Below are 25,909 nucleotides of genomic sequence, written 5' to 3'. Positions count from 1 at the left end.
CGTACGCACCTCCAGGAGACAGCAGTGGCCCGGCGCCCCCTCCCCCGCATCCTGAGCAACGGCAGCGCACAGATCGCCCGGAGCCGGGAGCTGGCCCGGACGGCGGCCGACAGCGCCACCGACGTCCTCCATCCGCTGATCACGATCACTCGCGGTCTGCGCCGGCTGGCATCCGCCGGGCGGCGCAGATGGGCCGACACCCCCAAGGACAAGCGCGGGCCACTGTTGTTCCTGGTGGCCTCGGTGGTCCTGGTGGTGGCACTGGTGCCGTACGGCCCGCTGCTCGCCGTCATCGTCCTGATGGCGGCGGCAGCATGGCACGGCCGCGACCACACCCCGCCGGCGCCCGAAGGGCCCGACGAGTCCCAGATGCAGCGCCTGCAGTCCCTCTACGAGGCGCTGGTGCCCTACTTCTCCACCGCCGAGGACCCGGCGCCCCTGTTCGCCCACGGCGGAGACTGGGAGAAGGCCTTCCCCGCCCACGAGTTCGACGGCGCGGGCCGGATCACCCACCTGGTCGTCCGCTACCCGGCCTACTTCACCGACGGCGAGGCCGACTCCCGCGCGCGGATCGAGCAACTGCTCACCGCGAAGTCCGGCCGCGGTCGGGAGTACCGGTTCGAGTGGGACGAGGAGGGCAACCAGCTCACCATCGGCGTCCTCGCCCCGCTCCCCACCGACATCGCCGCCCAGCGCTTCGTCACCGCGCCCGGCGAGACCGTCCTCGGCTTCACCGACCCGACCCACGTCCACCGCACGCTCCCGCTGACCCACGGCACGGAACAGCGGGATGTCCCGCCGGTCGTCTGGCGCACCGGCATCCGCTCCACCGAGCCGAACCTGCTGGTCATGGGCCAGCCCGGCAGCGGCACCTCCACCCTGCTGCGCTCCATCGCCCTCCAGGCCCTCCAGTACGGCGACGTCCTGATCGTGGAGGGCGGCGGCACCGGCGAGTACGCGTGCCTCACCGGCCGGGACGGAGTCCTCGCCGTCGAGTGCGGCCTGACCGGCACCCTGGCCAGCCTGGAGTGGGCCGCGCAGGAGACGGAACGCCGGCTGATCGCGGCCAACCACGCCCGCCAGTCGGGCCACCCGGCGCCGGACGACACCAGACGCCCCCTGTGGATCATCCTGGACCGCCCGAGCGCCTTCGCCCACCTGGCCGCGGCCGACGGCCGCCAGGACCCGCAGTCCCTGCTCCAGGTACCCCTGCGGCACGGCCGCGCGGCCCATGTGACGGTGGTGGTGGCCGACCAGTTCGACAGCGCGGACACCCTGAGCGACGCCGTACGACAGCACACACGCGCGCGTGTCGTCCTCGGCCCCGCCACCGCCGCCCAGTTGGAGGCGGTCCTCGGCGCTCCCCCGCACACCACCCCGATCGCCCAGGTGCCGCCCGGCCGCGGCTACGCCCGCCTGGGCAGCGGCCCGGTGCACCGGCTGCAGGTCCCGGCGACCCCGGACCCGTACGACGACGCGACGAGCGACACGGACCGCCAGGCGGTGCTGGCCCTGCTCCCGCCGCGTACGACACCTGCGGACGCGGTGCAGACGGTGGCGACAGAAGCGGTGGTGGAGGCCGCCGTGGCGGAGACCTCCTAGGAGTGGGCTTTCGGTGCGGGCGGCCGGGAGTCGCCCGCACCGGACCCCGGCCCCGCGTCCATCCCTACGCGGCTACGCCACGAACGTCCGCGGCGACTCGCTGCCGCCCCCGCCGACCCCGTTCTCCACCAGCCGGGCCGCCGCGGCCAGCCGGGCCGCCGCCTCCTCGGCCACCGCACCGCCCACGGTGAACGGCAGCCGCACGTATCCCTCGAAAGCCCCGTCGACGCCGAAGCGCGGCCCGGACGGGACACGCACGCCCACCCGCTCCCCCATCTCGGCGAGCCGGGAACCCGACAGCCCACCCGTGCGGACCCACAGCGTGAGCCCGCCCCTGGGCACCTCGAACTCCCAGCCCGGCAGCTCCCGCCGTACCGCCGCGACCAGCGCGTCGCGGTTCTCCCGGGCCTGGCCACGCCGGATGTCGACGGCCTGTTCCCAACCGCCCGTGCTGAACAGCCAGTTGACGGCGAGCTGTTCCAGCACCGGGGTACCGAGGTCGGCGTAGGCGCGGGCCGAGACCAGGCTGCGGATCACATCCGGAGCCGCACGCACCCAGCCGATGCGCATGCCGGCCCAGAAGGCCTTGCTGGCGGAGCCGACGGTGACGACGGTCGAACCGGCCGGGTCGAACCCGCAGACAGGGCGCGGCATTTCGACGTCGTCGTCCAGCCACAGCTCGGTCATCGTCTCGTCGGCGACGAGCACGGTGCCGGCCGAGCGGGCCGCGTCCACGAGTTGACGCCGCTGGTCGTCGTCGGCTAGGGCGCCGGTCGGATTGTGGAAGTCGGCGACGACGTACGCGAGTCGGGGTGCCGCGTCCCGCAGCACCTGCCGCCAGCGGTCCATGTCCCAGCCGGTCAGCCCCTCGGCCATCGCCACGGGTACCAGCCGGGCGCCCGCCTCCCGCATCAGCTGGAGGATGTTGGCGTAGGAGGGCGACTCGACGGCGACCCGCTCGCCGCGCCCCGCGAAGAGGTGACAGATGGCGTCGATGGCGCCCATCGCGCCGGTGGTGACCATGATCTGCTCGGGCATGGTCGGGATCCCGCGCAGGGTGTAGCGCTCGGCGATCATCGCGCGCAGCGCGGGCAGCCCGGCCGGGTAGTCGCCGTGCGTGTGGGCGTACGGCGGCAGCTCCTCCAGGGCGCCGTGCACGGCGCGGGTGAGCCACGGCTCGGGCGCGGGCAGGGCGGCGCAGCCCAGGTCGATCACCGAACCGAGGGCCTCCGGGGGCAACGGCTCCAACCCGCGCGCGGGGAGCGGGTTTCCGGCCGGTACGGCGGTCCAGCTGCCGGCCCCGCGCCGGGACTCCAGGAATCCTTCGGCGCGCAGCGCCTCGTAGGCGGCGGCGACCGTGGTGCGGCTGACGGACAGCGCGAGGGCCAGCTCCCGCTCGGCGGGCAGTCGGGCGGCCACCGGGACGCGTCCCTCCAGCACGAGGAGGCGGATGCCGTCCGCGAGGGCCCGGTAGGCGGGCGGCCGGCGGGTGCCGGGCCCGGCCGGCCGGTCCTGCTGGGAGTTGAGCAGCCGGGCCAGCTGTGCGGCGCCCATCGCCGAGGTCCACTGTGCCATGGAAACCAGTCCACCTTCCCGGAATTGGCCATGGATGACGGTTGTTCTCAAGCCACAGAGTGTCATGCGTCAGGCCACTACCACCACCAGGGGGCACCCCTTGTCCACGCGGAACCGTCTCGGTCGACGGTTGGTCCAGCTCTACGTCGGACTCGCTCTGTACGGCGCCAGCTCGGCGCTCCTCGTGGTCTCCGGCCTGGGCCTGGAGCCCTGGAACGTGCTGCACCAGGGCCTCGCCGAACTCACCGGCCTGACGATCGGCGTCGTCTCGATCATCGTGGGCGCGGCGGTGCTGCTCCTGTGGATCCCGCTGCGCCAGCGCCCGGGCCTGGGCACCGTCTCCAACGTGTTCATGGTCGGCCTGGCCATGGACGGCACCCTCGCGCTGGTGCCGGACGCGCACGGCCTGGCCGTACGGATTCCGCTGCTGATCGCCGGCATTGTGCTCAACGGGGTCGCCACCGGCCTCTACATCTCCGCGAGCTTCGGACCGGGCCCGCGCGACGGGCTGATGACCGGGCTGCACAAGCTCAGCGGCCGCTCCATCCGTCTGATCCGCACGGGCATCGAGGTGGCCGTCGTGGCCACCGGCTTCGCGCTGGGCGGCACGGTGGGCATCGGCACGCTGCTCTACGCCCTGGCGATCGGCCCGCTCGCCCAGCTCTTCCTTCGCGTCTTCGCCGCCCCCTCGGCATCCGGCGGCAGCACGGTCGTAGCCACGGGGTCACCGGAACGGGCGATACTGCCCGGGTGACCACGCTCATACGTCATCCGTACCTCGACCATCCCGGTCCGATCCCCTTCGCCCACCGGGGCGGCGCGGCGGACGGCCTGGAGAACACCGTGTTCCAGTTCCGGCGCGCGGTCGAGCTGGGCTACCGGTACATCGAGACCGACGTCCACGCCACGGCGGACGGGAAGCTCGTCGCCTTCCACGACGAGACCCTGGACCGGGTGACCGACGGCGCGGGCAGGATCGCGGACCTGTTCTGGTCCGACGTGAGCCACGCGCGCGTGGCGGGCAAGGAACCGGTGCCCCTCTTCGAGGAGTTGCTGGAGACCTTCCCCGAGGTGCGCTGGAACGTCGACATCAAGGCGGAGCCGGCGCTCCACCCCCTCCTGGACCTTCTGGAACGCACCGACTCCTGGAACCGGGTCTGCGTCGGCTCCTTCTCCGAAAAGCGCGTGGTCCGCGCCCAGCACCTGGCCGGGCCGCGCCTGGCCACGTCATTCGGCACGCGCGGGGTGCTGAACCTGCGGCTGCGCTCCTGGGGAGCGCCCCTCCCGGTGCGCCGCTCGGCGGTGGCCGCACAGGTGCCCGAGGAGCAGTCCGGCGTCCCCGTCGTTGACCGGCGCTTCGTTCGGGCGGCACACGCGCGTGGAGTGCAGGTCCACGTGTGGACCATCAACGAGGCCGATCGCATGCACCGGCTCCTGGACCTGGGGGTCGATGGCATCATGACCGATCACATCGACACACTGCGCGAGGTCATGGTGGAGCGGGGCGTCTGGGCCTGAGCCCCGGAGCCGACGCGTTCACGGGGAAGCGAGGGCATGGGTGGGTACCGACACCCTGCGGTCACCGGCGGCCGACGAGGCCACCGAGCGGCGGCGCGAACAGCGCGGCTGGTACTTCTACGACTGGGCCTGTTCCGTCTACTCGACGAGCGTGCTCACCGTGTTCCTGGGCCCCTATCTGACCTCGGTCGCGAAGTCGGCGGCGGACCCGGACGGGTTCGTGCATCCCCTGGGGATACCGGTCCGGGCGGGCTCCTTCTTCGCCTACACCGTCTCCGCGTCCGTGATCGTGTCGATCCTCGTCATGCCCCTGGCGGGCGCGGCGGCGGACCGTACGGGCCGCAAGAAGCCGATCCTGGCGCTCGCCGCCTATGTGGGCGCGACGGCCACCACGGGCCTGTTCTTCCTGGACGGCGACCGCTATCTCCTGGGCGGCTTCCTGCTGATCGTCGCCAACTCCTCCGTGGCCGTCTCGATGGTCGTGTACAACTCCTATCTCCCGCAGATCGCCCCACCCGAGGAGCGCGACGCGGTCTCCTCCCGCGGCTGGGCCTTCGGCTACGCGGCCGGCTCCCTGGTCCTCGTCGCGAACCTGGTCCTGTTCACCGCCCACGACTCCTTCGGCCTGTCCGAGTCGATGGCGGTCCGCATCTGTCTCGCCTCGGCCGGCATCTGGTGGGGCGCCTTCACCCTCGTACCGCTGAAACGGCTCCGCGACCGCGGCCGTACGACGTCCGAGGCGCCCACGGCGCAGGGCTGGCGGCAGCTCGCGGCAACCGTCCGGGACATGCGGGGCAAACCGCTCACCCTGGCCTTCCTGTTCGCCTACCTGATCTACAACGACGGCATCCAGACGGTGATCTCCCAGGCGTCCGTGTACGGCTCCGAGGAACTGGGCCTGAGTCAGTCGACGCTCATCACGGCCGTGCTGATGGTCCAGGTGCTGGCGGTGGCGGGCGCGCTAGGGATGGGGCGACTCGCCCGGACCTACGGGGCCAAGCGGACGATTCTCGGCTCGCTGGTGGCGTGGACGGTGACGCTGGCCGCCGGGTACTTCCTGCCCGCCGGCGCGCCCGTCTGGTTCTTCGTGCTGGCCGCCGGGATCGGCCTCGTCCTGGGCGGCAGCCAGGCGCTGTCCCGGTCCCTGTTCTCGCATCTGGTGCCGCCCGGCAAAGAGGCCGAGTACTTCTCGGCGTACGAGATGAGCGATCGGGGCATGAGCTGGCTGGGCCCACTTCTGTTCGGGGTGACGTACCAGCTGACCGGAAGTTATCGGGACGCGATCATCTCCCTGGTGGCCTTCTTCATCGTGGGATTCGTGCTGCTAGCGCGGGTTCCGGTGGCACGGGCGATCAACGACGCGGGTAATCCTCTTCCCGAGAGGATTTAGCGCTGGAGGCGAAAGGGCGGTAGTGTACGCGTTTGGCCTGCCTGGCGTACCGTTACTGCGCGTCAAAGATGACGAATCGCTAGGTGACATCTGCTAGTAGATGTGACAAACCGGGCGCTGGTGGGTACAACAAGGGGCGGCTACGACGGCGACGCATGACCCCGTACGGGAATCTTTACCGCCGACCGGACGTTGACCGGATGACGACGACAGCGACACCTGTCCTGTGGGCGACAAGCCCGGGAGGCACGATTCATGAGTGAGCGAGCTCTTCGCGGCACGCGCCTCGTGGTGACCAGCTACGAGACGGACCGCGGTATCGACCTGGCACCACGCCAGGCCGTGGAGTACGCATGCGAGAAGGGACATCGCTTTGAGATGCCCTTCTCGGTCGAGGCGGAGATTCCGCCGGAGTGGGAGTGCAAGGTCTGCGGGGCCCAGGCACTCCTGGTCGACGGCGACGGCCCTGAGGAAAAGAAGGCCAAGCCCGCGCGTACCCACTGGGACATGCTGATGGAGCGGCGCACCCGCGAGGAACTCGAAGAGGTCCTCGAGGAGCGTCTTGCCGTTCTCCGTTCCGGCGCGATGAATATCGCGGTTCACCCGAGGGACAGCCGCAAGTCGGCCTAGTCCCGGAGGTGCGGAGCGGTTCTACCGCACACGCAAGTAGCACAAGCAAGTAAGCGCGGGCGCCGTACGAACCTGTACGGCGCCCGCGCTTTTGCGTGTCCGCGTGTCCCGGCCAGCCGGGTGAGCGGCGGGCGATCAGCCGGTGAGCGGCGGGCGCGGGCCCTGCGGGGCGTCACCGCCGGGCTCGTCCCGGATGATGACCTCACCCTGGACGACCTTGCCGTCCGGGCGGTGCATCCGGGCCTGCTGGAACGCGTCCCCGAGGGTGCCGGGGGCGGCCTTGCGCAGCTTCCGCTCGACCGTGCGCTCCGCGTAGCGCCCCAGGGCCTTCTGGACCGGCGGGACCAGCAGGAGCAGCCCGGCCGCGTCCGAGATCAGCCCCGGGATCATCAGCAGCAGGCCGCCCAGCATCATCAGGCCGCTGCCACCGCCGCTCGCCGGGGCGGTGCCCTGCTGCACGGCCTGGCTCAGGTTCTGGAAGGCCCGCCGGCCCGCCCGCTTGATCACCACCGCGCCGAGCACGAACCCGGCGAGCAGCAGCAGGAAGACCGTAAGACCGCTCGACGCGCCCGCCACCACGGTCAGCAGCCAGATCTCCAGCACCAGCCACGCCGCGATGCCCAGCGGCAGGAACGTACGCAGCCGGGAACGCGGGGGCCGGGCGGCGGAGGAAGGGGTGGATGCGCCAGTCGTCATACGTCCAGTGTGCCTGGGCCCGGCTCAGTGCGGGATAAGGGGACGATCAACGAGGCCTGTGAGGTTGCGGGGCTACGGCTGTGCGGGCTTTCCTCCGGAGTTGCGCCGACCGCGGAGCTTGCCGACCCGCTCCCCCACGCCCCACGTGGTGACCCGCCACAGGGCCTCGACGAGGATGTCGCGGCTCATCTTGGAGTCGCCGTGTTCGCGCTCCACGAAGGTGATGGGGACCTCGACGACGTGGTAGCCGGCCTTGACGGCACGGCGGGCCAGGTCGACCTGGAAGCAGTAGCCCTGGGAGGCCACGTCGTCCAGGCCGAGGCCTTCGAGGGTCTCCTTGCGGAAGGCGCGGTAGCCGCCCGTGATGTCGCGCAGCGGCAGGTCCAGGGCCACGCGTGAGTAGAGGCTGCCGCCGCGGGAGATGAACTCGCGGGACTTGGGCCAGTTCACCACCCGGCCGCCGGGCACCCAGCGGGAGCCGAGCACCAGGTCCGCGCCCTTGAGGGCGGTGAGCAGCCGGGGCAGCTCCTCGGGCCGGTGGGAGCCGTCGGCGTCCATCTCGACGAGGACGCCGTAGCCGTTGTCGATGCCCCAGCGGAAGCCCGCGAGGTAGGCGGCGCCGAGGCCCTCCTTGCCCTTGCGGTGCAGTACCTGGACCTGTTCGTCCTCGGCCGCCAGCTCGTCGGCCAGCTTGCCCGTGCCGTCGGGGCTGTTGTCGTCGGCCACGAGGACATGAGCCTCGGGAACCGACTTCCGCACCCGCCCGACGATGGACTTGATGTTCTCCGCCTCGTTGTAGGTCGGGATGATCACCAAGGCCGTGCCGAGCGGGCCGAACTTACGCCCCTGGGCCTGTGCCGCGAGGGCTCCGTCGCCGTCGTTCACTGCTGCCCCTTCATGTCCGTACGCAGGCGTCCACCATAGTGGCCGCCGCCTGGGATGACGTGCCACGTCGTTCGTACGGTGGTGTCGATTCGACAAGAACGGGGTAAGACTGACTCTTTTGCGTACTGGTGTGCTGCGGATGGGGGCCCGGCGCCCTTCGGGCCGACCTGGGACCCGCCGGCTGCGGATCGACCAAAGCCGTTGTCTACTGGACGTCCGGGCCCCACCCGGGTCACACCAGCCGACCGGCCGGAACGTTCCCTCGCCGTGGCGCGGGCGCTGAGCCTGGCTCCCAGTGGCGGTGCCCCGGTGCGGCACACCGTCCCTGACCCAGCGGCGCTTCGGCGATTGTTCGGAGGTTCCCCGGTCGGGCGTCCGGTGGTGGACTCGGACGAACCTACCGGCCCCCTGCGCCCGCCTGTCAACAGCCGTCTGATCTGCGCTTTCTCCCTCAACTGGCTGGTCAGGGCAGAGGATGCGCAGGTCGCACGACAGGGCGGCGGGCGTGGATCGGGGGCGCGCCACCCCGGGAGATCACTCGCCCGGCCGTACGAACACCGTCCGTCCGCCCACGACGGTGCGCAGGCAGACGGGAAGCTCGCCGCCCGGTGTCAGGTCGGGCAGTCCGGGTGTGCCGGAGCGCGGGTCGGTCGACCAGCGCGCGACCCGGTCGTCGGGCGCCTGCACCACCAGGGCGTCGGTCCGCCAGACGGCGTAGTCGGCGGGCGCGCCCGGCACCAGAACACCCGCGTCGTCCCGTCCTACGGCCCGCCAGCCGCCCCGCGTATGTGCGGTGAACGCGGCCCGCGCGGAGACGCGGTGTTCAGCCGTCCGGTGGAACGCGGCGGCGCGGACCGTGCCCCAGGGGTCGACCGGGGTGACCGGGCTGTCGGAGCCGAAGGCGAGCGGGACACCGGCCCGGAGCAGGGCCGCGAAGGGGTTCAGGGCACGCGCCCGCTCCCGGCCCAGCCGCTGGGCGTACATGCCCTCCTCGCCGCCCCACAGCGCGTCGAAGGCGGGCTGCACGGAGGCCGTCAGGCCCAGTTCGGCGAAGGCCGCGATGGTCTCCGGGGTGAGCATCTCGGCGTGTTCGACGCGGTGCCGGGCGGCGCGGACGCGGGCCAGGCCGACCTTCTCGGCGGCTGCGCGGACGCCGTCGACCACGGCGGTCACGGCGGCGTCCCCGATGGCGTGGAAGCCCGCCTGGAGGCCCGCCTCGGTGCAGGCGACGACATGGGCGGCGACGGCGTCCGCGTCCAGGTAGGCAATACCGGTGTGCCCGGCGTCGTCGTACGGCTGATGCAGACAGGCGGTGTGCGAGCCGAGCGCCCCGTCCACGAAGAGGTCCCCGGCCGCTCCTACGGCGCCCAGCTCCCGTGCCTTCGCGACGTCCTGCTCGGCCCAGTAGCCGACGACCCGCGGCCCCGGCTCCTCGGCGGCGAGCCGCAGCAGGCCCGTGAAGTCGTCCTCGGAGGAGATCTCGGGCCCGGCGCACTCGTGGACCGAGCCGACGCCCAGGGAGGCCGCGTGGGCGAGGGCGGTGCGCTGGGCCTCGACGCGCTGCTCCGGGGTGATGGCGGCGAGCGCGGTGGCGCGGACGGCGTGATGGGCGTCGGCGGTCAGGGGGCCGTCCGGGGCCTCGAAGCCGGGGACCAGGTCGAGCAGGGCCGTGGTGACGACCGCGGAGTGGACGTCGATACGGGAGAGGTAGAGCGGGCGTCCGCCGGTCGCCGCGTCGAGTTCGGCGCGGGTCGGCGGGCGGCCCCCGGGCCAGCGGGCGGCGTCCCAGCCGTGGCCGAGCAGGACGCGGTCGGCCGGGCGGGCGGCGGCGAAGTCCCGGACGAGGGACAGGGCCGTCTCCAGGGAGGGCGCGTCGGACAGGTCGAGGCCGGTGAGCGCGAGGCCGGTGGCGGTGGTGTGCACGTGTGCGTCGGTGAACGCCGGGGTGACCAGCGCGCCGTCGAGGTCGACCACGTCTTCGACCCCGTCCGCGAACGCGTCGGCGGCGCCCTCGGAGCCGACCCACGCGACCTGGCCGCGCTCCACGACCATCGCGGTCGCGAACGGGTCGGCGGGGCTGTGGACTTCGCCGCGGCGGAGCAGGACGGTGGCCGGTTCGGGGGTGCGCTCACTCATGGGGAACAGTCTCGCGCCTCACCGGCGCGCCCCCGCACCCAGGTCGGTCAGATGCGCGGCGGGCGCGCCTCGTACGGCGTCGAGAGGACCACCGTGGTGCGGGTCGAGACGCCGGCCAGACCACGCAGCCGGGCGAGCAGCTCCTCCAGTTCGTGCGGGGTGGAGACCCGCACCTTGAGGATGTAGTTCTCGTCGCCCGCGACGCTGTGGCAGGCCTCGATCTCGGGGACGCCGGAGAGGCGGTCCGCGATGTCGTCCGGGGCGCTGGGGTCGAACGGTGTCACCGAGATGAAGGCGGTCATGGGCAGACCCACCGCCTCCGGGTCGACGACCGCGGCATACCCGCGGATGACGCCACGCTGTTCCAGCCGGCGCACCCGCTGGTGCACGGCCGACGTGGACAGGCCCGTGGCCTTGCCCAGGTCTGTGTAGCTCATCCGCCCGTCCTTGACGAGCAGCTGCACGATTTGTCGGTCCAGCTCCTCCATGGCGCAAGAACTTACATGGCCGCTGATCTCCTTCGATACCTGAGCGGCGCAGGTCATACCCGGTTCGTGATGTGGCGGAGTGCGGCCGGTGAGCCAGCTGGGGACAAATCCACCGCCCCGGGCATCTGCGGGCGGCATGTGACGAACGCCACAGGTCTCGAACGGTCTCCGTGATGCTCTCGTGATTACCGCGGAGACGGGACGGGAAGTGCTTGCTGTGGTCGAGGCCGCAGCGCCTTCACGGCCCAGCCCAGTAGGGGGAGAAACCCATGCAGAGTCTTCAGCGCCCTGGACGCACCGCGCCCAAGCGGCCGCAGCTCGTCGTCGAGTCCGAGCCGGAGGGCGTCGAACCCGACGGTTTCGAGGCCGACGAACTCGACGAGTACGACACCTTCGAGATGTACCGGGTGATCTGCCCGGACTGCGTGCAGCCCATCGCGCTCCTCGCGGACGAGGAGGTCCTGCCGGAGCACGCGCTGTGCGCCTCGCCGTGGAACCCGTTCGGGCTGACGGTCTGCGCCGGTACGGGCCGTGAGGCGGCCGATGCCCGGTCCGCCGACGAGTCCGCGGAACCCCAGGAGCAGGACACCGCGCTGCTGTTGACGCTCCCTCAGGGGCTCGACTGGCGGACGCAGCCCTTCTCGCACGTCGGCGGCCCCAGCTCGCGTCCGATGCGGGTGCCCGACATGCGCCGCGCCGCCTGAGCGCTCTCGCTCAACCCCAGTAACTGCCCTGCACCATGGCCCGCAGGCTGCCGTGGTGCAGGATCAGTGTGTCCGGGTCCGCCGGGACGGCCGTCTCCCCGAAGTGCACCTGCCGGTAGGCGACGCGCAGCATCACGATCGCGTGCCGCAGGGCGGCGTACAGGGTGTAGAAGTCCATGTCGCGCGGGGTGTGGCCGGTGAGTTCGGCGTACCGGGCCTCCACCCGGTCCCGGCGGAGGAACTCCGGCAGGCCCGCCTGGCCGAAGGCGGCCGTGAGGTCCTGGAAGAAGCGGTGCAGATAGACGGTCCAGCCGAGGTCCACCTCGCGCGGGGCCGGGGCCGCCATCTCCCAGTCGAGGACGGCGACGGGGTCGAACCCGTCGTAGATCATGTTCCCGATGCGCGCGTCGCCCCAGTTGAGGACCGTCTCGCCCGGATCGGCCGGCCAGAGTTGGGTCAGCCGGTCGAAGGCGCTCTCGATGAGCGGTGAGCGGGCGAGTCCGTCAACGACCCATTCGTAGTAGGTGCGTTGGGCTGCGACGTGGCGGCTGAGCGCGTCGCCCTCGCCGGGGAGTGCGAGGAACTCGGCCTCGGCCGAGGGGACTTGGTCGTGCAGGCGGGCGATCAGTCCGATCGAGGCGGCCTCCAGACGTTCTCGCTCCGCGTCGGTCGCCGCGTGCAGCCAATTGCCCTCGTACGTATAGGGCATGACGTCCGGCGGTACCCGTCCCGCCACGCGTTCCATGACGAAGAACGGGGCGCCGAGCGGGGCCGGGTCCTCCTCCAGCCAGCGGACTTCAGGGACCGGGAGGTCCGTGCGGTCGGCGACCAGGCGCATGGTGCGGAACTGGCGCGGCATGTCGTAGACCGGGAAGACGGTGTACGCCGCCGGGTCGGCCGCGAGTCTCAACGCGCAGGCGCGCAGCGGTGGTTCGGGGTGTTCGATGTCGAAGAGGAGGGTCTCGCTGGACATGCCGTTCGACGCGGGGACCGTGATGTCGACGGCCTTGGCGCCGGGCAGGCGGGTGTCGAGCCAGGCGGTGAGGCGGTGGGCGAGTTCCTCGGGGTCGCGGGTGGTCGTGCGGGGGCGGGGTGCCGTGGCCATGTGCGTTAACTCCCCTACGGGGCAACCGAGTCGAAGCCGGTGAAGCCGCTCGGGTCGTGGCGGCCGAAGGAGCCGTGCTCGAAGATGCCGTGGCCCACCTGGCCGTCGAGGCGGAAGCGGGCGGCGTGGTCGGTGACGCCGTAGGCGGCGAGCGGGTTCGGACGGGTGAGGTCGTAGGTGCGCCGGTCGGTCCAGTCCCGGCCTTGCCAGGTGCCGTGCTGCCAGTCGTCGGCGGGTGGGTAGCCGGCGCCGATCGCGAGCGGGGACGAGGTCAGGATCTCCACGTCGAGTTCCTGCGGTTTGCGGGCGTCACCGAGGTGGACGAGGGCGCGCTCGGGGTGGCGGGTGCCGGGGCGGTAGGTGATCTCGGCCTGGGGCCAGCCGAGTTGGCGGTCGCGGTGGCCGGGGCGGACGACGGTCGCCTCGTTCAGGGCGCGGTGGCCGTCGGCGTCCTCCTGGACGACGACCATGAGGAAGCGGTCCTCGAAGCGGACCGGGCACCAGATCCAGTGGAAGCCCTCGGTCGGGTGGTCCGCGGCGAGCCGACCGCCCTCCTCGCCGGGGATGGGCCGCACGCCCCAACTGCGGTCGCGGGTACCGGTCCAGCCGTCGGCGGTGACCCGGAACTCCTCGTCACCGGCGCGGATCACGCCCTCCACACCGCCCGCCTGGACGAAGCGGCGCCCTTCGAGGGTGAGCCGGTCGCCGCGGTACTGGACGTGGTGGGGTTCCCACAGCGCGGGGAACTCGGCGGTCCAAGTGAGGTCGTACGAGAGGGAGTTGTCGTCGGAGCGAAGGCGCAGTCGGCGCAGTGGCTCCTCGACCTCGATGCGCAGGGGGCCGACCGCGAGGTGCATGCGGTCGTCGCCGAGGGCGTCCGAGGCGCGGACGGCGTGCAGTGTGTCGCCGGTGCGGAGGGTGGCGTAGGCGTCGATCACGCCGACGTTGGGGTAGACGCCGAGGCCGAGGATGAGCAGGGCGCGGCCCTCGTGGTCGAGGACGTGGAAGATGCAGCGGTCGTAGGCGTTGCGGTCGCCGGTCGCGACGTGCTTCATCGACAGGGGGACCTGGTGCACGGGGTACTCGTCGAGGGGCACGGGACGGTCGTCTGCCACGGCTAACCTCCCCTGGGGACAGTGGAGGTGACGGTACGTCAGGTTGTGTGCGGTAGCCAGAGCCGGGACCCGTACGCCGGTGAACTCACGCTCGAATACCCGCGCCGGTGACCTGTCAACGGGCCTTTACGTTGCCCGGGTATGACCACCACCTATGCGTCGACCGAGCGCCGGCGCCGCATCTTCGTCCCCGCGCCCGCCCAGCCGGCGCCGCCGCAGCCGCTGGACCCACCCATCTACCGTGATCTCATGCGGACTTGGGCCGACCGGGGCCGCACCCTGCCGGGACGGCACGATCCGGAGTGGGTGCGGCTGGCGGAACCTCCGGTCGGGCTCAGCCAGTTCGGTGGGCTTCAGGACCCGCCAGGTGGCGGGCGATGACCATGCGCTGGATCTGGTTGGTGCCCTCGACGATCTGCAGGACCTTGGCCTCGCGCATGTAGCGCTCCACCGGGAAGTCCGCGGTGTAGCCGTATCCGCCGAGCACCTGGACGGCGTCGATGGTGGCCTTCATCGCGGTGTCGGTGCAGTGCAGCTTGGCCATGGCGGCCTGTTTGGCGAACGGCCGGCCCGCGTCGCGCAGCCGGGCCGCCGCGAGGTAGAGCGCCCGGCCCGCCTCGATCTGGGTGGCCATGTCGGCGAGCATGAAGCGCAGCCCCTGGAAGTCGGAGATGGGCCGCCCGAACTGCTGCCGTCCGGTCGCGTACGCCACCGCCTCGTCGAGTGCCGCCTGCGCCAGGCCGATCGCGCAGGCCGCGATGCCGAGCCGCCCGGAGTCCAGCGCGGACAGGGCGATCGCGAAGCCCTGGCCCTCCTCGCCGAGGCGCCGCTCTTCGGGGACGCGGACGCCGTCGAAGTGGACCTGGGCGGTGGGCGAGCCCTTCATGCCCATCTTCCTCTCCGGCACCGCGCCGCTCAGGCCGGGCGCGTCACCGGGCACCAGGAAGGCGCTGATCCCGCGCGGGCCGTCCTCGCCGGTGCGGGCCATGACCGTGTAGAAGTCGGCGATGCCGCCGTGCGTGATCCAGGCCTTGGTGCCGTCGATCACCCAGTCCTCACCGTCGCGCACGGCTCTGGTGCGCAGGGAGGCCGCGTCGGAGCCGGAGGACGGCTCGGAGAGGCAGTAGGCGCCCAGCAGTCCGCCGCCGAGCATCGCGGGCAGGTGCTCGACCTGCTGCTGCTTGGTGCCGTAGTTGGCCAGCGCGTGGCAGGACAGGGAGTGGACGCTGACGCCGAGGCCGACGGTGAGGCGGGCCGCCGCGAGCTCTTCGAGTACCTGGAGGTAGACCTCGTACGGCTGGTCGCCGCCGCCGTACTCGGAGTCGTACGGCAGGCCGAGCAGTCCGGACTCGGAGAGCAGGGTGAAGACCTCGCGCGGGAAGCGTCCGGCGTCCTCTTCCTCGGCCGCCCTCGGGGCGATCTCACGCTGCGCGATGTCGCGGACCAGCGAGATCAGATCCCGGGCCTCGTCCGTGGGCAGTTGCCGGTCCACCGGCTGCGGGGCGCGGTCGGGCATGGCGACGCTCTCCTCCCTGTCGGGACATCGGCGGGCGCGCGCCTGGGGTCGAGGCGACTCCGCCGGATATCGCACGGGTACGGCCGCTGCTCCCGCTCCCGGGTCTCGGAAGCGGCTGACCAGCGGCTCTGCGCTGTGAGTATGCCCGATCGGAGGTCTCTCGTCACCAGTTAACGACCGCTCACTTCGAGAATAACCCGGTCGTCCGGAACTGGTCGGGAGCGCCTGTTCAGCCGTCCCGGCGGGCGGGCGCCGGCGCCGGATACGTCGGGTCCAGTTCCTCGATGGCGCGCAGGGTGCCGCCCAGGGTCTTCACGAGGAGCTCGCGCATCGTCTCGCGGGACAGGTCGGGGCCGCTGATCCACTCCAGGGTCGCGCCCTCGACGCTGCACACCCAGCCGAACAGGCCCATGCGCGCGAGACGGGAGATGTCGCTGCGGCCGTAGGCCCCGGCGGCGATGGTCTCGACGATGGCCGCGCGCACGCCGTCGCGGATGGCGTGCACCTCGGTGTCGAAGCCGACGCCGCCGCTGACGATGGTGCGGTAGGCGGCCTGGTTGTGCTCGGCCCAGCGGAGATAGCTGTCCATCGTGCGCTGTACGCGGTCCAGTTGGGGCAGTTCGAAGCCGCTCGCCGCGAAGGTCACCAGGTCGGCGACGGAGTCGTTGATGATCGCCAGGTAATAGCCGCGCTTGGACTGGAAGTAGTAGTAGATCAGCCCCTTGGCGACATGGGCCTGTCGCGCGATGTCGTCCATGGACAGCGCGTCGTAGGACGTGTCGGCGAACAACTTCCGGCCAATGGCGATGAGTTCGGCGCGGCGCGCCAGGGAACGCTCGGTGCCCCGCGCCCTGGGACGTACGACGTCACGCTGCTGACTGATTTCCAATTTCGACTCTGGCTCTCCAACTGGGCTTGGTCAACCGCAGTATGGCAGGTCGGATATGCGTCAGGTCACAGCAGGCCGATTTGGGTCACGAGCATCGCGATCACCACGACGAGGGTCCAGCCCATGACGTGTTCGACGATCTTCGGGCCGTCGCCCTTGGGGCCGCCGGTGCGGGTGCGGGCGCGGGTGGCGCCGGCCGAGTGTGCGGTCATGGTGGCTCACAGAGGTCGGATGTGCGGTGGACTCCCCCGTTCTGTCCACCTTGCCATCCATATCGCCTTCCGCACCGGAGACCTTGGTCACAGCCCCGTGGTCAGCGCACCCCCACCGCCGCGAGAGCGGTGCGCTGGCGGGCGGTCGGCCGCGCCGGGAAGTAGAGGTAACAGACCCCGCCGGTACCGGAGGAGAGGTTGCCGGAGGCGTTGTACCGCTTGGTGCGCAGCCAGATGTTCTCGAACTCGCGGCGCTCGTAGACGCGCCGGACGGCCGGATCGCTGGGCGAGTTGGGGTCGTTGGCGATCACGTCACCGGCGGCGGTGAAGCCGATCACGGTCATCAGATGGCCGGAGGTGCCGTACCCCGCGCCGGTCAGCTCGCTGCTGAGGAACGACTGGGACGTTATGGCCGGGATGCCCGCCGCGATCAGCGTCTCCAGGTCGGTGAGCGAGCCGAGCCGGGTGACCACGCCCTGGAGGTCCCGGAACGTCGCCGCGTAGGCGACGTTGAACGGCCAGTTGCCGCAGCCCTGGTACTGGTGGTCGTAGGTGAAGCGGGCCGCGTTGTCGACCTGCGGGTCGGCGTAGGACGAGTCGACCCAGGCCAGTTGCTCCGGGGTGAGCCGGCCGCCCCAGTACTCGATGATCATCTGCGAGGAGGTGGGGCTGCACCAGGCCTCGCCGCCGTTGTCGTACTCGGGGTACTGGCCGATGTGGATCTCCTGCGAGTAGCGCGGGACGATCAGCTCCTGGGCGAGTCCGGGTACGGAGGCCGGGACGGTGAAGCGGTCGGGGACGTCCGAGCCCATCGCACCCAGCCGCCACACGATGGGGGTGAGCTTGGTGCCGGGCTTGCGGTAGAGGGTCAGACGCAGCCGGTACGACGCCAGGCGCAGGCCCGTGGTCGCGTCGTCGATCGCGAAGGTGTCCGTCCAGACGGCGGACTTCCCGTCCTTCTGGTCGTCGACGGAGGTCCGCTTGATGTCCTGGTCGCCCGCGGCCCAGCGGCCCATCACGTACCAGGGGGTGTCCGTGCCGTCGGAGTACGTGCCGCGCAGCTCGACCTGGATCCAGGTGCCGGCGGGGGTGTGCGCGTTCCAGGAGGCGATGGCCTCCGTCGCGGGGACGGCGAGCCTGTGGACGGGGGACGTCCAGGTCGCGTACTCCCAGGCGGCCGTCCTGCCGGTGTGCGGGTCCGTGTAGTCGACGCTGCCGAGGGCGGCGCCGATGCCGAGGCCGGGGCGCGAGCCCGGGACGGCCCGGGTGCCCCGGGCGGTACCGCGGCACCAGTCGTCGTAGGTGGTCCACGCGTGGTTGTCGACCGTGGGGGTCGGGGCGGGCCCACGGTCGGTGTCGGCGTCGGTGACGGTCGTGGTGTCCGCGGTCGCGGGGCCCGTGCCGCTCACCACGGCGGCGCCGACCGCCGCGGCCAGGACGGTTCTGCGGGACGGATGTTCGGCTCTGCTCATTTGCGGAAGACCCCCAGGCGTTCCGAGTCGGGACAGATCCAGTGCACGGTTGTGCGCCAACTATGTACGCCGACGGCATGCCCCTGCCAGCACCGCGAGCCATGTCACGCCTACCAATATTGGTCTCGACCACTGGCGTCGACCAGCGGCATGACCTGGGGCGCAGCCCGCCGCTCCGTAGAATGCCGGGGCGACCTGCGGCATCGGCCCACGACCTCCGGGACCCCTCATGCACGACCTCGCCCACCGGCTCCGTCGGCTGCCCCCGTCCTGCGGCCCGGTCCGGCTCGTCGGTGTCGACGGGCACGCGGGGTCCGGGAAGTCCACGTTCGCCGGGCGGCTGGCCGCGGCCCTGGGCCAGGCGCCCGTGCTGCACCTGGACGACCTCGCCACGCACGACGAACTCTTCGGCTGGACCGACCGGCTCCTGAGCCAGGTGATCACACCGCTCGGCCGCGCCGAGAGCGCCCACTACGCCCCCTACGACTGGCACACCCGACGCTTCGGACCACCTCGCGCACTGCCGTCCGCACCCGTGGTCCTGATCGAGGGCGTCGGCGCCGGACGCCGGGCGGTACGGCCGTTCCTCGCGGGGCTGCTGTGGATGGAGCTACCCCGGGAGGAGTCCTGGGCACGGGGACGACTGCGGGACGGGAGCGAGCAACGGGACTTCTGGGACGGGTGGGTCGAGGCGGAACTCGAACACTTCACCGAGGACCCTTCGCGGCCTTATGCGGACTTCCTGGTGCGGCAGTTGCTGAAGGGGTACGAGGTGCTGCCGGGGCCCTCCGGGACGATTGGACCGGACCACGAAATCACCCACGGTGACGGACCGCCCGCAGTGTGCTGAACTTGTGAAGACCGTCATGCGCGAACTTGCCTGAGTGCCTCAACTCGGCTTGACCCAGGGGCCGTACAGGTCTTACGTTCTGAATGTGCGGCCGTTCGGAGCCGCCCAGAGTCGCGAAGCCCCCGGTTGTTCCCCCGTGATCGGGGGCTTCGTTCTGCTCTCAGCGCCGTTTCCGGCCGCTACGACCCGTGATTCGCTCACCCTGGGTCACCATCCTGAGTGCGCCCCATCTGCTCCCACCTCGCCAAACGGCCTGTGCGGCACCCTTCGATGGGCGACTGCCCCGCAGGTACGATGCCCAGGGTGCGACCAACGGACGGCTGCTTCGCGCACCACGGCAACTCCCGTCCGCGGCACAGCGGTTCGACCCAGACTGCCGACGGGCGCCGGCCCGGCGGTGAATCAACGGGGGCACGGTTTGTGGGGGGACGTGATGGACTTCGGCACGCAGGGCCCCGAGGCCCCGGCCGACCTCGCGTGGCTGCGAGGCGTGGACGCCTACACGATGGGCGCTTATCCGCAGGCGGAGGAGGAGTTCCGCACCGCGGTACGGATGGATCCCGGGATGGCCGACGGCTGGCTCGGACTGCACGCGCTGCGCGTCGACACGACCACCGCGCTGCTGCGGATGTACCGGCACCGGGAACGCTTCGGGGAACAGCGCACCAGACACCGCCGGACGCTCAACTCCTGGTACTGGCTCGGCTGGTGGGTGCAGCCCGTGCTGGAGAGCCCGCGCGATCTGCTGCTCGCGCACGCCTCGCACTGGCTGGACGGCCGCCATGTACCCGAACTGGACCGGGCGTTGGCCGGGCTGCCGCCCGTCGACACCGACCACCAGGTCCGCTTCCTGCACGCCTGCCGCGCCTATCTGGTCAAGGACTGGGAGCAGCTGGTCCGGCACACCGATCCGCTGCTGAACGACCAACTCCTGGGCATCGAGGCCGGGTTGTTCGGCGGGATGGCCCGGGTACGGCTTGAGATGTACGGCCAGGCCGAGCCGCTGCTGTCCTCCGCGCTGATGCGCTGTCGCAGCGAACAGCCGCAGCGCAAGGAGTTGCGGTACTGGCTGGCGCGGGCCCACGAGGGCACCGGCCGCAGCGCCGCCGCACTCCCGCTGTACCGGGCGGTACACCGCGTCGACCCCGCGTTCATGGACACCTCGGCGCGGCTCGCCGCGATCACCGACTCCGACGGGTACGACGGCTCCGAGGACGTGACCGACCTCGCGGCGATCACGCTCTCCGGCGGGCAGGACGCGCTGGAGGGCCCGGACGGGCTCGATCCGCTGTTCGGTGCGGAGGGGCGCGACCTGAAGCTGTCGGAGCCCGGTCTTCCGCCGACCGGTCCGCTGCCCTCGGTGGCCGACTCCGTGCGCGAGAAGACCTCTAATCCGGTCCTGCCGCTGCCGACCGGTCCCACCGACCCCGTCTTATTGGAGGAGGCGCTCAACGAGCTGGAGCGCATGGTGGGGTTGGAGCCGGTCAAGCGCCAAGTCAAGGCGCTGTCCGCCCAGTTGAACATGGCCCGGCTGCGTGCCGGGCAGGGGCTGCCGGTGCAGCCGCCGAAACGGCACTTCGTCTTCTCCGGTCCCTCGGGCACCGGCAAGACCACCGTGGCCCGCATACTCGGCCGCGTCTTCTACGCGCTCGGGCTGCTCGGCGGCGACCATCTCGTCGAGGCGCAGCGGGCCGATCTGGTCGGCGAGTACCTCGGCCAAACGGCCGTGAAAGCCAACGAGTTGATCGACTCCGCGATCGGCGGTGTCCTGTTCGTGGACGAGGCGTACTCGCTCTCCAACTCCGGTTACGGCAAGGGCGACGCGTACGGCGACGAGGCCCTGCAGGTGTTGCTGAAGCGGGCCGAGGACAACCGCGACCACCTCGTGGTGATACTGGCCGGCTACCCGGAGGGCATGGACCGGTTGCTGGCCGCCAACCCCGGGCTGTCGTCCCGGTTCACCACCCGCGTCGACTTTCCTTCGTACCGGCCTCTCGAACTCACCTCCATCGGTGAGGTGTTGGCCGCGGAGAACGGGGACGTGTGGGACGAGGAAGCCCTGGACGAACTGCGGTCCATCGCCGGGCACGTGGTGGATCAGGGCTGGATCGACGAACTGGGGAACGGGCGGTTCCTGCGGACGCTGTACGAGAAGAGCTGCGCGTATCGGGATCTGCGGTTGTCGGTGTATCCCGGGATGTTGTCGCGGGACGATCTGTCGACGTTGCGGCTGCCGGATCTGATGCAGGCGTATGGAGAGGTGTTGTCCGGGCGGGGGCCCGCCGAGGGCTGAGTGGTACGCGCTGGGTGGGGTGGGTCTGTTGATCCGCGGCTGCGGCCCGGTGGGGGCTGGTCGCGCAGTTCCCCGCGCCCCTAAACACGGGGCGCAGGGGAACCGGTGTCAGCTCGGTACCGTTTCCTTCAGTTCCGCCGTCCTCGGCTGTGCCGGAACCTCCCGGTGGGCCGGGTCCGTCACCTCGCCCACCAACAGCTCCAGTACGTCCTCCAGGGCGACCAGGCCCAGCACCTTGCCGGAGGCGTCCGCCACCTGGGCCAGGTGCGTCGCGGCGCGGCGCATGACCGTCAGGGCGTCGTCCAGGGGGAGTTCGGAGCGGAGGGTCGTCATGGGGCGCCAGATCTGCTGCGGGACCGCCCGTTCGGACTCTTCCAGGTCGAGTACGTCCTTCACGTGCAGGTAGCCCATGAAGGCGCCGGTCTCCGCCGCGATCGGGAAGCGGGAGTAGCCGGTGCGGGCGGTGAGGGCGACGATCTCGCCCGGGGTCACCGAAGGGCTGACCGTGACCAGGTTCTCGCGGCGCAGGAGGACGTCGGTGACCGGGCGGGAGCCCAACTCCAGTGCGTCCTCCAGGCGTTCCTGCTCCTCGGGGTCGAGGAGGCCGGCCTGGCCCGAGTCCTCCACCAGGCGGTTGAGCTGTTCGCTGGTGAAGACGGCCTCGACCTCGTCCTTGGGCTCGACGTGGAAGAGCCGCAGGATGCCCTGGGCGACGGCGCCGAGGGCCACGGTGATCGGCCTGCAGATCCGGGCGAAGGCGACCAGGCCGGGGCTGAGCCACATCGCGGCCTTCTCCGGCGCGGCCATCGCGAGGTTCTTCGGGACCATCTCGCCGATGACGAGGTGGAAGAAGACCACCGCGGCGAGCGCGAGGACGTAGCCGAGGGGGTGGATCATGCCGTCGGGCAGGTGCATCCACTCGAAGACCGGTTCCAGCACATGGGCGACCGTCGGCTCGGCCACCGCGCCCAGGGTCAACGAGCAGACGGTGATGCCGAATTGGGCCGCGGCCATCATCTGCGGGAGCCGCTCGAGGCCGTAGAGGACCTGGCGGGCGCGGGCCGTGCCGAGCGGTTCGATCTGGCTGCGGCGGACGGAGACGAGGGCGAACTCGGCGCCGACGAAGAAGCCGTTGGCGAGCACCAGCAGTACGGCGAAGAGGAGTTGGAGGACGGTCATCGGGCCGCCTCCATCGCGTTCACGGCGGGAGCCGTGCGGACCAGGCGGACCCGCTCGGCGCGGTAGTGGCCCACCTGACGCACCGAGAGCCGCCAGCCGGGGAGTTCGGCCTTGTCACCGGGGGCCGGGATACGGCCGAGGAGGTCGGCGACCAGTCCGGCGACGGTCTCGTACGGTCCTTCGGGCACGTCCAGGCCTATGCGTTGGAGGATGTCGACGCGGCAGCTGCCGTCGGCGTCCCAGGCCGGCCTGCCGTCCTCCGCCGGCGCTGCGGCGAGTTCGGGGACGTCCTGGCCGTCGTGCTCGTCGCGGACCTCGCCGACGAGTTCCTCGACGATGTCCTCCAGGGTGACCACACCGGCCGTACCGCCGTACTCGTCGACGACGACGGCGATCGGCTGCTCGCTGCGCAGCCGGGCCAGGAGGGGTTGGACGGGCAGGGTCTCGGGGACCAGCACCGGGGACTTGGCGATGCTGGTGACGGGGGTGCGCAGCCGGTCGTGCGCGGGCACTGCCAGGGCGTCCTTGAGGTGGACCATGCCGACGATCTCGTCGATCTTCTCCCGGTAGACGGGGAAGCGGGAGAGACCGGTGGCGCGGGTCAGGTTGACCACGTCCTCGGCGGTCGCCGACGACTGCAGCGCGCTGACCTTCACGCGCGGGGTCATGACGTGCTGCGCGGTCAACTCGCCCAGCGACAGGGTCCGTACGAAGAGATCGGCCGTGTCCTGTTCCAGGGCGCCGGCCTGCGCGGAGTGGCGGGCCAGGGAGACGAGTTCGCCGGGGGTGCGGGCCGAGGCCAGCTCCTCGGTGGGCTCGACGCCCAGGGCGCGGACAAGCCGGTTGGCGACCGCGTTGAGCGCGGCGATCACCGGGCGGAACAGCCGGGCGAACGCGTGCTGCGGTGCGGCGACGAAGCGCGCGACCTGGAGGGGCCGCGACACCGCCCAGTTCTTGGGCACGAGTTCGCCGATCACCATCTGCACGGCGGAGGCGAGCAGCATGCCGACGACCACGGCGACACCGGAGACGGCGCCCTCGGGGATGCCGATCGCGCTGAACGGGCCGTGCAGGAGTTCCGCCAGGGCCGGTTCGGCGAGCATGCCGACGACCAGGGAGGTGATGGTGATGCCGAGCTGGGTGCCGGAGAGCTGGAAGGACAGCTCCTTGAGCGACTCGACGACCGTGGCGGCCCGTCGGTCGCCCTCGGCGGCGGCCTTCTCGGCCTCGGGGCGCTCCACGGTGACGAGCCCGAACTCGGCGGCAACGAAGAAGCCGTTGGCCAGAATCAGCAGGATCGCCGCTCCTAGGAGCAGCAAGGGGATGGTCATGCCGCCGCCTCGATATGTCGGGAGGGGGCGGCGCAGGTACTACAGGACGATCCGTCCATCGCTGGAGGGAGTCACTCCTCGGGTAGCAGGGGGGCCTCAGAAGACAGGGGGGAACACCGGTGGCGGAGGCGTGAGGAAAAACGCCACCGACAACAGATTAATCAAGACATGGCCATCTACGGCAGATCCCTTGTCGAGTGGGCCTCGGCGAGCGCCCTCAGAGTGCGCGCGTCGGCGATGGCCCGTTCCTTGGCGATGCCGGGCTGGATGCCGAGCACGGGGAGGCTGGTGCCGTCGCTGAGGTTGAGGAAAACCCAGGGGTCGCCGGGCCGCAGGTTCACCTGGAGGATCTCGGCCCACTCCAGATGGCGCCTGCTGGCGATGTTGACGACGGTGACACCGGTCTCGTCGGCGACGACCTTCACGCGCGCGAGCAGGGCCAGCACGGCGAAGAGGAGGGCACCGGTGAAGACGAAGCTGAGCTTCTCCCCCGGGCCGAGCTGCTCCAGGAGCAGCGCGACGGTCGTGATGACGACGAAGATCGCGGCGCCCGCGGTGAGCAGTACGGCACGGGTACGGCCCGGCCGGAACGTGACCGGCAGGGCGGGCAGTTGAGACATGGTCGGCGTGTTCCTCAGAGACGGCAGGCGTGGATGGCCGTCGTCAGGATGGCCCGGGCGCCGATGTCGTACAGGTCGTCCATGATCCGCTGCGCTTCCTTGGCGGGGACCATCGCGCGGACGGCGACCCAGCCCTCGTTGTGCAGCGGGGAGACGGTCGGGGACTCCAGGCCGGGGGTGAGCGCGACGGCCTTCTCCAGCTGCTCGACCCGGCAGTCGTAGTCCATCATCACGTACGTCCGGGCGACCAGGACGCCCTGGAGGCGGCGCAGGAACTGCTGGACCTTGGGCTCCTCGACATCGGCGCCCTTGCGGCGGATGACGACGGCCTCGGACTTCATGATGGGCTCGCCGAAGACCTCAAGGCCCGCGTTGCGCAGGCTGGTGCCGGTCTCGACGACGTCCGCGATGACCTCGGCGACGCCCAGTTCGATGGCCGTTTCCACGGCGCCGTCGAGGTGGACCACGGAGGCGTCGATGCCGTTGTCGGCGAGGTGCCCCGCGACGATTCCCTCGTACGAGGTGGCGACCGTCTTGCCCTTGAGGTCCGCCACGCTGCTCGCCGCGCCCGGCTTGGAGGCGAAGCGGAACGTGGAGCGGGCGAAGCCGAGCGGGAGGATCTCCTCTGCCGAGGCGGCGGAGTCGATGAGCAGGTCGCGGCCGGTGATCCCGATGTCGAGGCGGCCGGAGGAGACGTAGATCGCGATGTCGCGGGGGCGGAGGTAGAAGAACTCGACCTCGTTGACCGGGTCGACGATCCGCAGTTCCTTGGACTCCCGGCGCTGCTGGTAGCCGGCCTCATGCAGCATGTCCGCCGCAGGTCCTGACAGGGAACCCTTGTTGGGGACGGCGATGCGCAGCATGAGGTCGGCTTCCTTTGCGTGGGAGATTGCGGTGGGGTGGGCTGGCTTACAGGTGGGCGTAGACGTCGTCCAGCGAGATCCCGCGGGCGACCATCATCACCTGGACGTGGTAGAGCAGCTGCGAGATCTCCTCGGCAGCCGCCTCCTTGCCCTCGTACTCGGCGGCCATCCAGACCTCGGCGGCCTCTTCGACGACCTTCTTGCCGATGGCATGGACGCCCTTGCCGACCAGCTCTGCGGTGCGGGAAGTGGCGGGGTCGCCCGTGGCGGCCTTCTGCTGGAGCTCGGTGAAGAGCTCCTCGAACGTCTTATTGGACATGGTGCTGCCCACCCTATTGCAAACAATCGTGGGCTTAACGCCACGGTTCAGATACTGAGCGGAGGGTGGCCGCCGTCGCCACGGCCGCCGTCACCGCCTCGTGCCCCTTGTCCTCGTTCGAGCCCTCCAGGCCCGCCCGGTCGAGGGCCTGCTCCTCGGTGTCGCAGGTCAGGACGCCCATGCCGACGGGGACGCCGGTCTCGACGGAGACCTGGGTGAGACCCTGGATCACGCCCTGGCAGACGTACTCGAAGTGCGGGGTGCCGCCGCGGATGACGACACCGAGGGCGACGATCGCGTCGTAGCCCCGGCCCGCCAACACCTTTGCCACGACCGGGAGTTCCCAGCTGCCGGGGACCCGGAGCAGGGTCGGCTCGTCGATCCCCAGGTCGTGCAGGGCGCGCAGGGCGCCGTCCACCAGACCGTCCATCACCTTTTCGTGCCACTGCGCCGCGATGACGGCGACCCGCAGGTCTCCGACGTTGCGTACGGACAGTTCCGGTGCACCCTTGCCGCTCACG

The 25,909-nt window shown here is 71.1% G+C and carries 25 protein-coding genes; 8 read left to right on the top strand and 17 right to left on the bottom strand.

Going from position 1 to position 25,909, the window contains the following annotated elements:
• Positions 1-24: 24 nt before the first annotated feature.
• Complete coding sequence (locus tag OC490_RS36645; RefSeq protein ID WP_262062363.1) at positions 25-1,602, top strand: hypothetical protein; 1,578 nt, start codon at positions 25-27, stop codon at positions 1,600-1,602.
• A 72-nt stretch (positions 1,603-1,674) separates the two neighbouring features.
• On the opposite strand, the gene OC490_RS36640 is transcribed toward OC490_RS36645, so the two are convergent.
• Entirely contained in the window at positions 1,675-3,177 is a 1,503-nt protein-coding gene (locus tag OC490_RS36640) for a PLP-dependent aminotransferase family protein (protein ID WP_262062362.1), read from the bottom strand.
• A gap of 64 nt (positions 3,178-3,241) precedes the next feature.
• Between OC490_RS36640 and OC490_RS36635 the strand changes: the two genes are divergently transcribed.
• The 4 genes from OC490_RS36635 to OC490_RS36620 all read left to right on the top strand — a co-directional run bounded on the left by OC490_RS36635 (position 3,242) and on the right by OC490_RS36620 (position 6,715).
• Complete coding sequence (locus OC490_RS36635) at positions 3,242-3,931, top strand: YczE/YyaS/YitT family protein (RefSeq protein ID WP_262062361.1); 690 nt, start codon at positions 3,242-3,244, stop codon at positions 3,929-3,931.
• Complete coding sequence (locus tag OC490_RS36630) at positions 3,928-4,695, top strand: glycerophosphodiester phosphodiesterase (protein ID WP_262062360.1); 768 nt, start codon at positions 3,928-3,930, stop codon at positions 4,693-4,695. Before OC490_RS36635 ends, OC490_RS36630 begins: the two co-directional genes overlap by 4 nt.
• Before the next feature lie 40 nt (positions 4,696-4,735).
• The gene (locus OC490_RS36625) at positions 4,736-6,085 is read left to right on the top strand and encodes an MFS transporter (RefSeq protein WP_262062359.1); all 1,350 of its coding nucleotides are present in this window, start codon (positions 4,736-4,738) and stop codon (positions 6,083-6,085) included.
• A gap of 255 nt (positions 6,086-6,340) precedes the next feature.
• On the top strand, positions 6,341-6,715 hold the full coding sequence (locus tag OC490_RS36620) for an RNA polymerase-binding protein RbpA (RefSeq protein WP_003977404.1): 375 nt from the start codon (positions 6,341-6,343) through the stop codon (positions 6,713-6,715).
• Positions 6,716-6,850: 135 nt separating this feature from the next.
• Here OC490_RS36620 and fxsA read toward each other — a convergent pair whose 3' ends face one another.
• From fxsA to OC490_RS36600, 4 genes are all read right to left on the bottom strand, one after another.
• Complete coding sequence (gene fxsA / locus OC490_RS36615; RefSeq protein ID WP_262062358.1) at positions 6,851-7,411, bottom strand: FxsA family membrane protein; 561 nt, start codon at positions 7,409-7,411, stop codon at positions 6,851-6,853.
• A gap of 72 nt (positions 7,412-7,483) precedes the next feature.
• Entirely contained in the window at positions 7,484-8,296 is an 813-nt protein-coding gene (locus OC490_RS36610; protein WP_262062357.1) for a polyprenol monophosphomannose synthase, read from the bottom strand.
• A 534-nt stretch (positions 8,297-8,830) separates the two neighbouring features.
• Positions 8,831-10,432, bottom strand: coding sequence for an amidohydrolase (locus tag OC490_RS36605; protein ID WP_262062356.1), 1,602 nt, complete (start codon positions 10,430-10,432; stop codon positions 8,831-8,833).
• Positions 10,433-10,479: 47 nt separating this feature from the next.
• A complete protein-coding gene (locus OC490_RS36600; protein WP_200708861.1) occupies positions 10,480-10,920 on the bottom strand; it encodes an Lrp/AsnC family transcriptional regulator in 441 nt (146 codons plus the stop codon).
• Between the two features lie 269 nt (positions 10,921-11,189).
• Between OC490_RS36600 and OC490_RS36595 the strand changes: the two genes are divergently transcribed.
• A complete protein-coding gene (locus tag OC490_RS36595) occupies positions 11,190-11,624 on the top strand; it encodes a hypothetical protein (protein WP_262062355.1) in 435 nt (144 codons plus the stop codon).
• Between the two features lie 10 nt (positions 11,625-11,634).
• Here the strand turns inward: OC490_RS36595 and OC490_RS36590 are convergent, their stop codons facing one another.
• The 6 genes from OC490_RS36590 to OC490_RS36565 form a co-directional block, all read right to left on the bottom strand.
• Positions 11,635-12,729, bottom strand: a complete 1,095-nt coding sequence (locus OC490_RS36590) for a phosphotransferase family protein (RefSeq protein WP_262062354.1) — start codon at positions 12,727-12,729, stop codon at positions 11,635-11,637.
• A 14-nt stretch (positions 12,730-12,743) separates the two neighbouring features.
• Complete coding sequence (locus OC490_RS36585) at positions 12,744-13,844, bottom strand: hypothetical protein (RefSeq protein ID WP_262062353.1); 1,101 nt, start codon at positions 13,842-13,844, stop codon at positions 12,744-12,746.
• A 334-nt stretch (positions 13,845-14,178) separates the two neighbouring features.
• A complete protein-coding gene (locus OC490_RS36580; RefSeq protein ID WP_262062352.1) occupies positions 14,179-15,360 on the bottom strand; it encodes an acyl-CoA dehydrogenase in 1,182 nt (393 codons plus the stop codon).
• 229 nt (positions 15,361-15,589) lie between these two features.
• Positions 15,590-16,249 carry a TetR/AcrR family transcriptional regulator gene (locus tag OC490_RS36575; protein WP_200708867.1) on the bottom strand — a complete coding sequence of 220 codons (660 nt, stop codon included), beginning with the start codon at positions 16,247-16,249 and terminating at the stop codon, positions 15,590-15,592.
• Between the two features lie 65 nt (positions 16,250-16,314).
• Positions 16,315-16,461 (bottom strand): SCO1431 family membrane protein, encoded by a 147-nt coding sequence (locus tag OC490_RS36570; protein ID WP_262062351.1) that lies wholly within the window; start codon positions 16,459-16,461, stop codon positions 16,315-16,317.
• A 101-nt stretch (positions 16,462-16,562) separates the two neighbouring features.
• Positions 16,563-17,933: a peptidase C39 family protein gene (locus OC490_RS36565; protein WP_262062350.1), complete on the bottom strand. Its 1,371-nt coding sequence runs from the start codon at positions 17,931-17,933 to the stop codon at positions 16,563-16,565.
• Between the two features lie 229 nt (positions 17,934-18,162).
• Between OC490_RS36565 and OC490_RS36560 the strand changes: the two genes are divergently transcribed.
• Both OC490_RS36560 and OC490_RS36555 read left to right on the top strand, forming a co-directional pair.
• The gene (locus tag OC490_RS36560; protein ID WP_262062349.1) at positions 18,163-18,783 is read left to right on the top strand and encodes a uridine kinase; all 621 of its coding nucleotides are present in this window, start codon (positions 18,163-18,165) and stop codon (positions 18,781-18,783) included.
• A 433-nt stretch (positions 18,784-19,216) separates the two neighbouring features.
• The gene (locus tag OC490_RS36555) at positions 19,217-21,076 is read left to right on the top strand and encodes an AAA family ATPase (protein ID WP_262062348.1); all 1,860 of its coding nucleotides are present in this window, start codon (positions 19,217-19,219) and stop codon (positions 21,074-21,076) included.
• A gap of 108 nt (positions 21,077-21,184) precedes the next feature.
• Here OC490_RS36555 and OC490_RS36550 read toward each other — a convergent pair whose 3' ends face one another.
• The 6 genes from OC490_RS36550 to ribH all read right to left on the bottom strand — a co-directional run bounded on the left by OC490_RS36550 (position 21,185) and on the right by ribH (position 25,908).
• The gene (locus OC490_RS36550; RefSeq protein ID WP_262062347.1) at positions 21,185-22,255 is read right to left on the bottom strand and encodes a hemolysin family protein; all 1,071 of its coding nucleotides are present in this window, start codon (positions 22,253-22,255) and stop codon (positions 21,185-21,187) included.
• The gene (locus OC490_RS36545; RefSeq protein WP_262062346.1) at positions 22,252-23,586 is read right to left on the bottom strand and encodes a hemolysin family protein; all 1,335 of its coding nucleotides are present in this window, start codon (positions 23,584-23,586) and stop codon (positions 22,252-22,254) included. The genes OC490_RS36550 and OC490_RS36545 overlap by 4 nt, the downstream gene beginning before the upstream one ends.
• 176 nt (positions 23,587-23,762) lie before the next feature.
• On the bottom strand, positions 23,763-24,206 hold the full coding sequence (locus tag OC490_RS36540; RefSeq protein WP_262062345.1) for a PH domain-containing protein: 444 nt from the start codon (positions 24,204-24,206) through the stop codon (positions 23,763-23,765).
• Between the two features lie 14 nt (positions 24,207-24,220).
• Entirely contained in the window at positions 24,221-25,069 is an 849-nt protein-coding gene (gene hisG / locus OC490_RS36535; protein WP_262062344.1) for an ATP phosphoribosyltransferase, read from the bottom strand.
• A 46-nt stretch (positions 25,070-25,115) separates the two neighbouring features.
• Complete coding sequence (locus OC490_RS36530) at positions 25,116-25,388, bottom strand: phosphoribosyl-ATP diphosphatase (protein ID WP_018534786.1); 273 nt, start codon at positions 25,386-25,388, stop codon at positions 25,116-25,118.
• 34 nt (positions 25,389-25,422) lie between these two features.
• Positions 25,423-25,908 carry a 6,7-dimethyl-8-ribityllumazine synthase gene (gene ribH / locus OC490_RS36525; protein WP_262062343.1) on the bottom strand — a complete coding sequence of 162 codons (486 nt, stop codon included), beginning with the start codon at positions 25,906-25,908 and terminating at the stop codon, positions 25,423-25,425.
• Position 25,909 lies beyond the last annotated feature (1 nt).

It is taken from the genome of Streptomyces sp. STR69 (assembly GCF_024519455.1).
GTDB lineage: Bacteria > Actinomycetota > Actinomycetes > Streptomycetales > Streptomycetaceae > Streptomyces.
The sequence above is the reverse complement of the archived record's forward strand: the minus strand, read 5'-3'. Positions and strand labels throughout refer to the sequence as shown.

What these genes read in the sequence shown, in the direction of transcription:
- OC490_RS36640 (WP_262062362.1), bottom strand. Translation starts at nt 3,177, where the DNA reads ATGGCACAGTGGACCTCGGCGATGGGCGCCGCACAGCTGGCCCGGCTG.
- OC490_RS36635 (WP_262062361.1), top strand. Translation starts at nt 3,242, where the DNA reads ATGCGTCAGGCCACTACCACCACCAGGGGGCACCCCTTGTCCACGCGG.
- OC490_RS36620 (WP_003977404.1), top strand. Translation starts at nt 6,341, where the DNA reads ATGAGTGAGCGAGCTCTTCGCGGCACGCGCCTCGTGGTGACCAGCTAC.
- fxsA (WP_262062358.1), bottom strand. Translation starts at nt 7,411, where the DNA reads ATGACGACTGGCGCATCCACCCCTTCCTCCGCCGCCCGGCCCCCGCGT.
- OC490_RS36605 (WP_262062356.1), bottom strand. Translation starts at nt 10,432, where the DNA reads ATGAGTGAGCGCACCCCCGAACCGGCCACCGTCCTGCTCCGCCGCGGC.
- OC490_RS36600 (WP_200708861.1), bottom strand. Translation starts at nt 10,920, where the DNA reads ATGGAGGAGCTGGACCGACAAATCGTGCAGCTGCTCGTCAAGGACGGG.
- OC490_RS36595 (WP_262062355.1), top strand. Translation starts at nt 11,190, where the DNA reads ATGCAGAGTCTTCAGCGCCCTGGACGCACCGCGCCCAAGCGGCCGCAG.
- OC490_RS36590 (WP_262062354.1), bottom strand. Translation starts at nt 12,729, where the DNA reads ATGGCCACGGCACCCCGCCCCCGCACGACCACCCGCGACCCCGAGGAA.
- OC490_RS36580 (WP_262062352.1), bottom strand. Translation starts at nt 15,360, where the DNA reads ATGCCCGACCGCGCCCCGCAGCCGGTGGACCGGCAACTGCCCACGGAC.
- OC490_RS36570 (WP_262062351.1), bottom strand. Translation starts at nt 16,461, where the DNA reads ATGACCGCACACTCGGCCGGCGCCACCCGCGCCCGCACCCGCACCGGC.
- OC490_RS36565 (WP_262062350.1), bottom strand. Translation starts at nt 17,933, where the DNA reads ATGAGCAGAGCCGAACATCCGTCCCGCAGAACCGTCCTGGCCGCGGCG.
- OC490_RS36560 (WP_262062349.1), top strand. Translation starts at nt 18,163, where the DNA reads ATGCACGACCTCGCCCACCGGCTCCGTCGGCTGCCCCCGTCCTGCGGC.
- OC490_RS36555 (WP_262062348.1), top strand. Translation starts at nt 19,217, where the DNA reads ATGGACTTCGGCACGCAGGGCCCCGAGGCCCCGGCCGACCTCGCGTGG.
- OC490_RS36550 (WP_262062347.1), bottom strand. Translation starts at nt 22,255, where the DNA reads ATGACCGTCCTCCAACTCCTCTTCGCCGTACTGCTGGTGCTCGCCAAC.
- OC490_RS36545 (WP_262062346.1), bottom strand. Translation starts at nt 23,586, where the DNA reads ATGACCATCCCCTTGCTGCTCCTAGGAGCGGCGATCCTGCTGATTCTG.
- OC490_RS36540 (WP_262062345.1), bottom strand. Translation starts at nt 24,206, where the DNA reads ATGTCTCAACTGCCCGCCCTGCCGGTCACGTTCCGGCCGGGCCGTACC.
- hisG (WP_262062344.1), bottom strand. Translation starts at nt 25,069, where the DNA reads ATGCTGCGCATCGCCGTCCCCAACAAGGGTTCCCTGTCAGGACCTGCG.
- OC490_RS36530 (WP_018534786.1), bottom strand. Translation starts at nt 25,388, where the DNA reads ATGTCCAATAAGACGTTCGAGGAGCTCTTCACCGAGCTCCAGCAGAAG.